Origin of the sequence: Streptomyces sp. NPDC060028, assembly GCF_042736725.1 — a bacterium.
Classification (GTDB): Bacteria; Actinomycetota; Actinomycetes; order Streptomycetales; family Streptomycetaceae; genus Streptomyces.
In genome coordinates, this window is record NZ_JBHWVJ010000058.1 from 1 (window position 1) to 9,815 (window position 9,815).

10 protein-coding genes are annotated in these 9,815 nt (G+C 74.7%); 2 read left to right on the top strand and 8 right to left on the bottom strand.

All coding sequences use genetic code 11. The annotated features are described in order from the left end of the window. Window positions 1–140: 140 nt before the first annotated feature. Window positions 141–596: a GNAT family N-acetyltransferase gene (locus ACFWBF_RS25480; RefSeq protein WP_385605928.1), complete on the bottom strand. Its 456-nt coding sequence runs from the start codon at window positions 594–596 to the stop codon at window positions 141–143. A gap of 120 nt (window positions 597–716) precedes the next feature. Between ACFWBF_RS25480 and ACFWBF_RS25485 the strand changes: the two genes are divergently transcribed. Further along, on the top strand, window positions 717–1,454 hold the full coding sequence (locus ACFWBF_RS25485; RefSeq protein ID WP_385605930.1) for a 4'-phosphopantetheinyl transferase superfamily protein: 738 nt from the start codon (window positions 717–719) through the stop codon (window positions 1,452–1,454). Between the two features lie 281 nt (window positions 1,455–1,735). On the opposite strand, the gene ACFWBF_RS25490 is transcribed toward ACFWBF_RS25485, so the two are convergent. The 5 genes from ACFWBF_RS25490 to ACFWBF_RS25510 form a co-directional block, all read right to left on the bottom strand. Continuing rightward, window positions 1,736–2,110, bottom strand: coding sequence for a hypothetical protein (locus ACFWBF_RS25490; protein WP_385605931.1), 375 nt, complete (start codon window positions 2,108–2,110; stop codon window positions 1,736–1,738). A 9-nt stretch (window positions 2,111–2,119) separates the two neighbouring features. Next, window positions 2,120–3,904 carry a BTAD domain-containing putative transcriptional regulator gene (locus tag ACFWBF_RS25495; protein ID WP_385605933.1) on the bottom strand — a complete coding sequence of 595 codons (1,785 nt, stop codon included), beginning with the start codon at window positions 3,902–3,904 and terminating at the stop codon, window positions 2,120–2,122. Then, window positions 3,904–4,893, bottom strand: coding sequence for an AfsA-related hotdog domain-containing protein (locus ACFWBF_RS25500; protein ID WP_385605934.1), 990 nt, complete (start codon window positions 4,891–4,893; stop codon window positions 3,904–3,906). Before ACFWBF_RS25500 ends, ACFWBF_RS25495 begins: the two co-directional genes overlap by 1 nt. Before the next feature lie 850 nt (window positions 4,894–5,743). Further along, a complete protein-coding gene (locus ACFWBF_RS25505) occupies window positions 5,744–6,316 on the bottom strand; it encodes a hypothetical protein (RefSeq protein WP_385222563.1) in 573 nt (190 codons plus the stop codon). A gap of 278 nt (window positions 6,317–6,594) precedes the next feature. After that, the gene (locus tag ACFWBF_RS25510) at window positions 6,595–7,080 is read right to left on the bottom strand and encodes a hypothetical protein (protein ID WP_385605936.1); all 486 of its coding nucleotides are present in this window, start codon (window positions 7,078–7,080) and stop codon (window positions 6,595–6,597) included. A 77-nt stretch (window positions 7,081–7,157) separates the two neighbouring features. Here ACFWBF_RS25510 and ACFWBF_RS25515 point away from each other — a divergent pair, with 77 nt between their 5' ends. Further along, window positions 7,158–7,730: a hypothetical protein gene (locus tag ACFWBF_RS25515; RefSeq protein WP_385605938.1), complete on the top strand. Its 573-nt coding sequence runs from the start codon at window positions 7,158–7,160 to the stop codon at window positions 7,728–7,730. A gap of 16 nt (window positions 7,731–7,746) precedes the next feature. Here the strand turns inward: ACFWBF_RS25515 and ACFWBF_RS25520 are convergent, their stop codons facing one another. After that, window positions 7,747–8,277: a hypothetical protein gene (locus tag ACFWBF_RS25520; protein WP_385605940.1), complete on the bottom strand. Its 531-nt coding sequence runs from the start codon at window positions 8,275–8,277 to the stop codon at window positions 7,747–7,749. A 250-nt stretch (window positions 8,278–8,527) separates the two neighbouring features. Further along, on the bottom strand, window positions 8,528–9,547 hold the full coding sequence (locus ACFWBF_RS25525) for a hypothetical protein (RefSeq protein ID WP_385605941.1): 1,020 nt from the start codon (window positions 9,545–9,547) through the stop codon (window positions 8,528–8,530). Window positions 9,548–9,815: the final 268 nt, after the last annotated feature.

The window sequence follows — 9,815 nt, forward strand, 5'->3', positions numbered from 1 at the left end:
CGAGGTGCCGTGCCGGGCGCCGCGACGCGGTGAACCTTTCCGGTCACAGCACTAGCGGCGCGGGTGTTGCCTTCGACCCGCGCGCTTAACGCGAGGGCCGAGCTCGGCGACGATGCGTGACCCACGCCGCCGCGGCGAGCTCAGGCGTGCTCCTGCTCCAGGCGCAGGTCGACGAAGGCGAGGGTGTCGCCCTGCAGGACGTACCGGTCGGTCTCGGTGAAGCCGTGGCGCGCGGCGAAGCGCAGGCCCTCGGTGTTGGACTCCAGGACCACGGTCTCGATCACCGTGGCCCCGAGCGCCCGTGCCTGGGCCAGCCCGTGCTCGTACAGGGCGCGGCCGAACCCGCGGCCGCGGTATTCGGGCAGCACCCGCGCGATCACGGTGGCGGTCGCCGGGTCGTCCACCGGTGGGCGCACCGTCATGCAGCCCACGAGCGCGTCGCCGAGACGGGCCACGTCCAACAGGTTGCGCCCGGACCGCTCCCGTACGTCCTGAGGCGACAGCGGAGCGGTCGGGATGATCAGGTTGTGCACGTGGCGCCAGTCCCGCAGGGCGGCCTCGTCGCACGCCCGTTCGACAACAAGATCGGATGTCATGCCGCACATCCTGCGGCAGGGCGCCGGGCTTTTAGCAGTCGTTTAGCCCGCGGTCGGAGAATTCCGTATTCCCGCCGCCGGTGAGGTCGGCGCGGGCGGGCGTGGGGTGGGGTGGGGCTCATGGTGTCGGCTGGGCGGGTGTCGGTGGTGCTGGACGGACCGGTGGAGGTCACTGCGTCGGGCCCGCAAGCGGGGCCGGAATGGGACCGGGCCGGTGAGCTCGTCCGCAAGGGCGGTTCCGCCCTGCTCTACGCACGCCTGGACCGGCTGCCGCCCGGGCCGGACCCCGATGCGGGCCGGCGGGCCGGACTCGTCTCCCCGGAGGACCGCGACCGGTACACGGGTGCGCGGACGCTGCTGGAGCGGCTCGGCCGCGCGGTCGGCGGCGACGCGGGCGGGGCGGTCCACTGGGGCGTGGCGGGCCGTCCGGTGCTGGCCGGATGCGAGGGAGTCGACGTCAGCGTCAGCTGCACGGCGGGCATCGTGCTCGTCGGTGTGAGCGGCGGGGGCCTGGTCGGAGTCGACGTCGAGAGGTCGGACCGGCCGCTCTACGGCTCGGGCGCCGGGCGCCGCGTGTGCACCCCGTACGAGCTGGTGTCGCTGGTCCGGCTGGCGCCGCGCGAGCGGGACGGCGAACTGGTGCGGCTGTGGACGCTCAAGGAGGCGTACCGCAAGGCAGTCGGCCGGGGCGCGGGATTCCCGTTCGGGCAGTTCGGCTTCGGTCCCGACGGCCGGCCGGTACGGGTCCAGCGGCCGGACGGCTCGGTGGGCCGGGGCGAGGAATGGCTGTTCCACTCGGCGGAACTACCCGGCGGCTTCCGGATCGGTGCCGCGCTCTACACGCCCGAGACCGCTTGAGACCGCCGAGAACGCTGAGAGTGCGCCAGCACGGGCCCGCCCACCGCGCAGTCGTCCAGCACCAGCAGCCCGCCGGGCGGCGCGGAGCGCACCGGCGCGGCGGCCTCGGCCCCCGTGCCGACGGCGGCCAGGTCGACGTGCGCGACGGAGCCGAAGCGTGTGGTCCCGGTCCGCAGCCGCCCCCTCGTGCTCCGCGGTTCCGCCCACCCGGCCGGCCGAAACCGGGCACGGGCCCGCCACCCTCCCGCGGCCGGCCGAAGCCGGGCCGGGCGGAGGCATGCCTACCCCGGGCCCCGCCCCGGCTTGCTTCCCTCCGGGTCGAGGGCGTCCGCGCGGGCGCGGAGATCGTCGGCGATGTCGTCCCAGGAAGGGCCGTGCGCCACGAGGTTGAGGGACGCCTCCCGCATCATCGCCGGGTCGTCGGGCCGCTGGAACAGGATCAGCCGGTAGGCGAGGTTGCGCACCGATACGGGCAGGAAGCCGTCGATCACGTGCGGGCACAGTTCGCGCAACATGGCGAGGATCGCCCCGGCGTCGGCGAAGGTCAGCTCTTCCACGAAGTACATCCAGTGGTGCTCGCGGGCTTCGCACGGGGGCGTCGGGCCGTACTCGTCGCCCCAGAGGCACCGGGCGTGCTCCGTAAGGGTGGTGTGCATGCGAGAACGCTACGCGGAGATCTCACCGACCTGGACGGCCGCCGGGCGGGGGGCGTGCAGGCGCCAGATGCCCGGGCGGACCTCCCGGTGGCGGGCTTCGTCGGACACCGCCCGGCCCGCGCGGCGGGCGTAGGCCTCCAGGCGCTGTTCGCCCAGCGCCCGGGCCACGTCCTGGGCCTGGGCGAAGCACCGGGCGGCGGCCGGGCCGTCCCCCTCGTCCAGGGCCAGCAGCGCGGTGGCCCGCAGCGCGTCGAAGCGCGCCCGCCCGGGGCCGGGGCACTGGGTCAGGGCCTGGTCGAGGAGTTCGCGGGCCCGTTCGCGGGTGCCCTCCTCCAGGCGGAGGTCGGCCAGTGCGGCCAGGGCGCGGCCGTGTTCCTCGTACGCCCCGCAGTGGTGGGCCGTCAGCCGGGCCTCCTCGTAGTGCGCGTGGGCGGCCGCCGACCGGCCCTGCTGCCAGGCCAGATCGCCGAGCGAGCGCAGCATCCGGGCTTCGCCCGTGCGGTCGCCGCAGCGTCGCGCCGCGTCCAGGGCCAGGGTGTGGGTATGGGCCCACTCCGGCCAGGCCGCGCCCGCCTCCACCGGCGCGGTCAGCGCGTCGGCGAGCCGGATGACGCTGGCCCACAGCCCGGCGGCGTGCGCCTCGGCCACCGCGCTGGCAAGCGCGGCGGTCCCGGGCTCCGCCGCCCGCCAGGGGCCTCCCGGCGGGGTGGGCAGGGCCGCGCCGGTCGGCTGCGCCGGGCCGTGGGGCTGCGCCGGGCCATGCGACGGGGCCGGGCTGTTCGGCTGCGCCGAGCCGTGGGGCTGCGCCGAGTTGTACGGCTGTGCCGAGGCGAGCGGCAGCGGCGAGCTGTGTAGCGGGGCCGGGCCGTGGGGCTGCGCCGGGGTCGGCTCCCGGAGCATGGCGGCCGCCGCCTCGGCCGGGGCGTGCGTTCCGCCGCCGTGCGGGGCGGGCTGCGGTGGTGCCGCGTTGGCCGGGACCGGAGAGCCGTGGCAGGTGCAGGGGGGTGTCCGCAGGGGGGTGGGCAGGAGGGCCGGGTCGCCGGTGAGGATGCGGTGGTGGAGGCGCTGCAGGGCGGGGCCCGGTTCGATGGCCAGGTCCTCGACCAGGGTGCGGCGCAGGCGGGCGAACGTCTCCAGTGCCTCCGCCTGGCGGCCGCAGCGGAACAGCGCGAGCATCAACTGCCCGTGCAGCTCCTCCCGCAGCGGCTGCCCGGCGGCCAGTTCCCCGAGCTCGCCGACCAGTTCGTGGTGGCGCCCCAGGGCCAGCTCGGCCCGCAGCCGGGTGTCCAGCGCCGCGGCCCGGGTCTCCGCCAGCCGCACGGCCGCGGCCTCCAACAGCGGCCCGTGCGGGGTGTCGGCGGCCAGCGGCCCCCGCCACAGCGCCAGCGCCCGGCGCTGCAGCGCGGCGGCCCGCTCCGGATCGCCGGCGGCCAGCGCGGCCCGCCCCAGCGCGTGCAACCGCTCGAACTCCGCGACGTCCAGGCGGGCCGGCCCCAGCTGCAGGGTGTAGCCGGGCGGTCGGGTCAGCAGGGTCCGCGGACCGTGCTCGGCGTCGGCCGCGCGCAGCATCTTGCGCAACTGGGACACGTACACCTGCAAGGTGGTCGTCGCCGTGCGCGGCGGATCGGTCGGCCACAGCTCGTCGATCAGCGCGGGCGCCGAGACCACCTCGCCGGCGCGCATCAGCAGGGCGGCCAGTACCACCCGCAGTTTCGCGGCCTTCGGGGCGTGCGCCCGCCCCGCGGTCGTGGGCTCGCCGGTGACCTCCACCGGGCCGAGCAGTCCGAACTCCATCAGACCGGCTGTTCCTGGTAGTCCTGGATCACGCGTGCGCGTGCGTCCGCGACCGGCCGGCCGTTCTGCGTCACCGTCAGGGCGACCTCTGCGGCGGCTCGTCCCGCCTGCACCACCGTCGCGCACCGCAGTGCCAGGTCGTCCGCCGCGTACCCGCTGAAACGGACCTCGAAGGAATCCTGCACGGCCCGGCCCGCCTCGATCCCGCCGGTGCGCGCGGCGGCCAGCACAGCGCTCTGGCGCATGCCCTCCAGCAGCAGACCCGACAGCCCGCCCCCGCCCGGCCCGGCGAACACCGGATCGGCGGGGCGCGGCACGATCCACGTGACCAGCCGGACGGGCCCGGGCCCGGCGGCGGGGCCGGACGCCACGGGCGCGGCCTCGCGCACCACCACGTCGCCGGGGCTGCGCCGGCCCACCTCGGCCGGGGCCACGGGCCACGAGGGGCCGGGCGCGGCCGAGCCGTCCAGGGCCCGCCGGCTCTGCGCCACGTGGTTGCGGTACAGCACCGGCATCAGGAAGACCAGGCCCGCGCTGCCCGCCGCGCACACCACGTCGTCGATGGCCGCCTCCAGGCGGAACTCCAGCCCGCGCGGCACCCCGCCCACCACGTTCACGGGCGCCACCGCGATCCGGGTCAGCAGCCGCGCCCGGTCCGCTCCGGCCCGCCAGCCGGCCAGGTCCGTGAGCTCCAGCCCGAACCGGTGGAAGAGCCCCACCCGGTCCCCGGGCACCCCGAAGTACTGGTGCCCGACGAACTCGCCGATCTCCCGCACCATGTCGGTCAGCAGCTGCGGGTCGTGCAAGCGCCCCGGGCCGTCGCTGAACAGCGGGTGGGCCGCCGGAATGTCCCCGGCGAGCACGAAGTGCTCCTCGCTGCTGCCCGGCGCCTCCAGCAGGTAACGGTCCCAGGAGGGCGGGCAGTGGATGAGGTGGCGCGTGGCCGTGCCGTGCCCCAGTTCGGGGGCGGTGGTGGATTCGACCGTCATGGTGTCTCCTCGCGGCCGGCGACGTCGTGCGGCGACAGGCGGTCCCCCGGGGCCGCGGCCATGTGCGCCCGGGCACGGGTCACCTGTGTCCGCGAGCCGGGCCCCTTGCACGTCCAAGCGTGCGGAGCCGTGTCTCCTTCCTGCCAGCGCAGGACGGTGGCAGCAAGCTGCACGGCACATAGTTACGGCTTGCGCCGCCGGCCCAACCGCCCTGGTCGGCGGCGGTGCGAGGGCCGCCGACGGCGTACGCGGACCCGTACGGGCCCGGGTCCCGCCCGGCCGCTAGGGGTCCGGGCAGGGGGACCGCACGCACCCGCCCGATGCCTACGCTCGGCCCGAGACCTCCCCATCCGTCCCGGCCCGCGCCGGCACCTCCAGCGAACCTTCAAGGAGCGGGCATGGCCGACGTCAGCAGCCGGCCAGCGGGCCAGCGGGCCCGGGCAGACCTGCTCGATCGCCTCTGCATCGAGTCGTCCAGGGGCACCGGCCGCGTCCTGATCCCGGCCCTGTCAGTCCTTGCCGCAGAGCGGGCGAAGCCCGGCGCCGGCGGCCAACCGCACGCCTGCGCTTCGCCGAGACCATCCCTTTCACCGCTACGCACGCCCCGGACGCCGCCCGCTTAACCCACCACCGACTGGGCCCTCACCCACCCGGCGGCAATCGCCTGGCAGGCGGCGAAGACGGGTGAGCCCGTCACCGTTCTCTCCCTCACCCACGAGGCGTACGAGGGCACGGGCATCCACCCGCTCGACCTCACCTAACCTTCCTCGGACCGGCCCCGCAGCAGCACCACGACGCCGCCGTCCTCGGCAAGGACAGCGGCGTCGTCGCGGCGCCGGACGCACGGCGCTCACCGGGTCGGCTGGGCCTGGCCCTGTCGGGCGCGGACCACGGCCGGGTACTTGATCGTGAACATCACCGGGATGACGAAGGTGACGACCTTGATCGCGATGGCCACCGCAGTCGCCTTCGGATCGTTGTGGATCAGGACCCACAGCAGCGCGGCCGCGGCCGCGAACGACAGCCCCCACACCAGCGTGATCACGGTGTTGGTACGGACGAAGACCTTGGACTTCCAGACCTCCTTGGGCACCATCGTGCGGGCGATGCCCAGAGTGAAGGGCCTGGCGATCAGCAGCGAGCCGAACGCGGTCGCCGCCAGCCACACGTCGACCAAGGCCGGGCCGTACGGGATGAGAGAGGAATCGGGCTGCTTGTAGGACAGCAAGGTGATTCCGGCGAAGAACACGGCCGCGCTCAACTCGATCACCATCTCGTCCCACTTCTTGCCCGAGCGGCGGCCTCGGAAGAGCACGATGCAGGCGATCGCCAGGCCCCACTGGGCACCGCTGCGCCACTCATCGCTCGTGGCGATGCAGGCGTACGCGATCCAGGGAGCGAAGCTGATCAGGTATCGGGTCATGGAAAAGCTCCTTTCTTACCGCCCATTGCGTCAGCCCGTCCTAAGACGCCGCTAAAGGGGACCCGCCCCCACCGCCCGGGCGCCCCGGGCTCGGCCGCCCGGCCTGGGCCGCCGCCACGCGCCCGCTTCAGCCCCTCCCGAGCAATCGACTGCACGTTCTGGCGAAATTCACTTCGCAACGCCGCCGTCCCGCTGGAGGAACGTGTGTCCAGTCGACTGTTCACCTCGGAGCCGGTGACCGAGGGCCATCCCGACCGCCGACACAATCGCCGACCAGATCAGCGACGCCATCCTCGACGCCCTGCTGGCGCATGACCGCTCCGCCCCCCGCCCGGCCGCCGCGGTACGCCCGTACCCGCGTCCCTCGTGCGGGTGATGGCCGCCGACCAGGAGCGCGCCCCGCGTCGGGAGAGGACGATCGTGGCCCACGTCGCAACCGCGACGGCCGCGCACACCGCGGCCGTGACGAACGGCCAGTGGGGCCAGGGCGGATCGTGGTACCCGGGCTCGTACGGGGTCTTCGTGCAGGCCGTGGTGGCGTCGCACGCGTACCTCTTGCCCGCGGTGAGGAACAGGCCAGCGGCCGCGCCGAACCCGGCGAAGGCCAGGGCGGCGACAGGCATGCGGCCGGGACCGCGTACCAGGCTCCGTGCGGCGGTGGGGACGGCGGCGGCGCGTGCATCGCATTGCTCCTCGGGTCGGCGGACCGGCTGGGCAACATCCTCCCGGCGGGTGCGGGCCGACGCCTGAGTGTGCGTACTCATCCATGCCCCGCCTTCCCCAGGGCCCGCGGGCACGGCATTGTGCTTGTCGTCTGGCCGCGCTCTTGGACGGGGGATCGATGGGGACATGGGATCAGTTTCCGGCGCTGATCGGCGTGGTCGTCGGAGCCGTCGGCTCGTACGCGGTGGCCAGCCTCACCGAGCGGAGCCGCTGGCGGCGGGCGCGGGCGGAGCGCTGGGACGAGAAGAGGTTCCTCACGTACGCGAACTACGCGAGCACCCTGAAGGAACAGATACGCATCGCGCAGCGCATCGGGGCGGCCAGGGGTTTCGAGAACGTGGCGGATCCCCTGGACCCGGGCGAAGGCCTCGCGCAGCTGGCCGAGGCGGAGTCGAGGCGCGCGGCCCAGTGGGAGTCGGTGCTGCTCGTGGGTGATGCTGAAGCCATCGCGGCGGCTCGCGCCTGGCACGAAGCCGTGTGGAACGTCGAGTTGTACGCGCGCGGCCTCAGGGACGACCCCGCCGGGTGGACGAGCGCGGAGAAGGAGGTGAGCCGGGCCCGCGACGCGTTCTACGTGTGCGCGCGCCGCGACCTCGGGATCGCGGGGCCGCCCCCGCCCTCCGGCAACTGGCCCCGGGCCTGGCAGCAGGCGCCCGGGGAGGCGACGCCCTCCAGCCGGCGACGGCCGTAAGGCCCGCCCCGCCCCGTCACGCCGCCGTACGCCAGATGCCCGGGCGGACCCTCGTGCCAGCCCGGCGGGCCCGCCGCGGCCGGGGTGGTGACGCGGTCCGGCCAGCGCCGGGCGTAGGACTCCAGGCGGGCGTCGCCCAGCGTGCCGGCCAGGTCGAGGCAGAGGCGGTGCAGTGGGCGTGCGCGGCCGCCGGGCCGTCCGTTTCCAGGGCGACCAGGCCCTGCACGCGGCGGGCCTCGTAGCGCCCGCGCGGATCGTCGGCGACCGCGTCCAGCGCGGAGGAGAGCAGCGCCGCCGCGCCCTCGTCCAGCTGGAGGTCGGCCGGCCCGACCAGCGCCCGGCCGCGCTCGCAGGCCGCCGGGGCCGCGTCCGCCGTCAGCAGCGCCCGCCCGCAGTAGTAGTCGCCGGCCGCCGACAGCCGCCGCCGCCGCTGCCAGGACAGCTCGCCCAGCGACCGCAGCAGCCGCGCCTCCGCGAACCGCGTCATGCCGTCGGCCAGTTCCACCGTCTGCGCCCACAGCCCGGCCCGGTGCGCCGTCCGCACCATCGGTCGTGGAAGCGGCCGGGCCCGTCGCCGGGGAAACCGCCGGGGAGACCGGTGAGGCGGCCGGCGGGCCGCTTCCCTCGCGTCCCGCCAGGACAGGGTGGCGCCGACCGCATGGCCGAATCCAGGCCGCGCTGTTGGCAACTTGCTCTCTGACACCTGCTGTCACCCGCTCCCCGGCCGTCCCACCCGGGCTGTCCCACCCGCGCCGTCCCACAGGCCGTCCCACCCAGGCCGTCTCACCCAGGCCGTCTCACCCCGGGTCGAGCAGCCCGGTCTGCGCGACTTTGACCCCGGCTTGGAACCGGCTGTGGGCCTCCACGTCCAGCATGATCTGCGATATGTAGCGCCGGCAGGTGCGCACCGACATGCCCAGGCGCCGGGCCACCAGCTCGTCCTTGTACCCCTGCGCCATCAGCTTGACGATCGAGCGCTTGAGGTCGTCGGTGACCTCGGGGGTGTCCTCGGCGTCCGCGCTGAACTGCGTGGCCCCCGCCCACAGGTGGTCGTACACCTTGCACACGAACGCCACCAGCGTCGGCTCCCGCACCACGACCGCGCCGGGCCTCCGGCCCACCACGTGCTGCTCGGGCAGGAAGGCCACCTCCCGGTCGTAGACGACGATCCGGTCGATGAGTTCGTCGGTGGTGCGCACCTCGGCCCCGCTGGAGGTGACCGCCCGTACGTACGAGGTGGTGGCCAGATCCCGGCGCACGGTGTGCTGGTAGAGGTGACGGATCCGGACCCCCCGCTCCAGGCGCTCCAGGGTCTTGCGGCGGGCGTTGGTCAGCAGGGGGGAGGGCCGCGACCCACCGGGCTGGGCGCTGAGCACCTCGGTGCGGCAGCGCTCGCCACACTCGTCGAGCATCGCCTGGAGCACCGAGAGGTCGCTGATCACGTCGATGGCCTCGGTCTGGTTGCGCTGCTGGCGGCTCTCGAAGTAGGCGGGCAGCAGGGAACGCATCTGGGTGCGCACGTCCGTGACCGCCTGCTGGAGCTCACGGATGTGGCTCTCGGTCGCCCCCACCAGGTCGGTCGCGGCAGCGTCCGGGCTCACCGCCACCAGCAGGTCGGGCTCGCCCGGCATGGGGCGCAGCAGGCTGAGCGCGGACAGGACCTGCTCGATGCCCGCCACGGTGGCCGTGTCGGTGCCCAGGGATGTGGCGATCTCCTCTCGGACAAAGCGGCCCAGCAGGACGGCTTTGCGGTAGGCCATGGCGCTGCCGTCGTCCAATTCGGCGAAACCAGGAACAGAGAGGGCGCTTTCAGACATCCCGCGATACTCCCCCGTGCGGTGAGGACTTGCTGTCAGGCGAGTTTACGTACGGGTGACGGACGCGGCGCGGACCGAGATGGTCCGATGCAACGAAGTTCACGACGGATGACGACGAGTGGGGCTGACCACCTCCGGGGGGCGGGGGCCCCCCCCCCCCCCCCCCCCCACAACCGCCGGGGGCGCGGGGTGCGGGGGGCCAGGCCCGTTTTGTTAGGGTTTTTTGTGGTAAGGGGGGGGGCCGGGCGCGGCCGGCGGGGGCCCCGCC

Coding starts and splice junctions, on each gene's coding strand:
- ACFWBF_RS25480 (WP_385605928.1), bottom strand. CDS start 596: ATGACATCCGATCTTGTTGTCGAACGGGCGTGCGACGAGGCCGCCCTG.
- ACFWBF_RS25485 (WP_385605930.1), top strand. CDS start 717: ATGGTGTCGGCTGGGCGGGTGTCGGTGGTGCTGGACGGACCGGTGGAG.
- ACFWBF_RS25490 (WP_385605931.1), bottom strand. CDS start 2,110: ATGCACACCACCCTTACGGAGCACGCCCGGTGCCTCTGGGGCGACGAG.
- ACFWBF_RS25495 (WP_385605933.1), bottom strand. CDS start 3,904: ATGGAGTTCGGACTGCTCGGCCCGGTGGAGGTCACCGGCGAGCCCACG.
- ACFWBF_RS25500 (WP_385605934.1), bottom strand. CDS start 4,893: ATGACGGTCGAATCCACCACCGCCCCCGAACTGGGGCACGGCACGGCC.
- ACFWBF_RS25505 (WP_385222563.1), bottom strand. CDS start 6,316: ATGACCCGATACCTGATCAGCTTCGCTCCCTGGATCGCGTACGCCTGC.
- ACFWBF_RS25510 (WP_385605936.1), bottom strand. CDS start 7,080: ATGAGTACGCACACTCAGGCGTCGGCCCGCACCCGCCGGGAGGATGTT.
- ACFWBF_RS25515 (WP_385605938.1), top strand. CDS start 7,158: ATGGGGACATGGGATCAGTTTCCGGCGCTGATCGGCGTGGTCGTCGGA.
- ACFWBF_RS25520 (WP_385605940.1), bottom strand. CDS start 8,277: ATGGTGCGGACGGCGCACCGGGCCGGGCTGTGGGCGCAGACGGTGGAA.
- ACFWBF_RS25525 (WP_385605941.1), bottom strand. CDS start 9,547: ATGTCTGAAAGCGCCCTCTCTGTTCCTGGTTTCGCCGAATTGGACGAC.